The sequence below is a fragment of the Achromobacter sp. SIMBA_011 genome (assembly GCF_046535435.1).
In the GTDB taxonomy this organism is placed as follows: Bacteria; Pseudomonadota; Gammaproteobacteria; order Burkholderiales; family Burkholderiaceae_B; genus Achromobacter; species Achromobacter dolens.
This window is the reverse complement of the sequence record NZ_JAWRWN010000864.1, coordinates 1-253: the sequence shown is the minus strand read 5'-3', so window position 1 is coordinate 253 and position 253 is coordinate 1. Positions and strand designations below refer to the sequence as shown.

Here is a 253-nt window from a genome sequence, read left to right as displayed (position 1 = left end):
CTGCTGCTGCTCGAAATGCGCTCGGGCTTCACCAAGGACACGGCATTGCGCAACCTCGCGCTGCGCACCGGCGTGGAAGACATCGAGTCGTTTTGCGCGATGCTGATCCAGGCCGACCGGTTCGGCACGAGCGTCGCCGAATCGCTGCGCGTGCTGTCGGGCATGCTGCGCACGCGGCGGCGCATGCGCGCCGAGGAGCGCGCCGCGCGCATCGCGCTGAAGCTGCTGTTCCCGCTGATCTTCTGCATCTTCC

General features: G+C 67.6%; 1 protein-coding gene. It reads left to right on the top strand.

The annotated features are described in order from the left end of the window. The coding region (locus SB816_RS33460; protein WP_410548437.1) for a type II secretion system F family protein at nt 1-253 on the top strand (253 nt) is incomplete at both ends.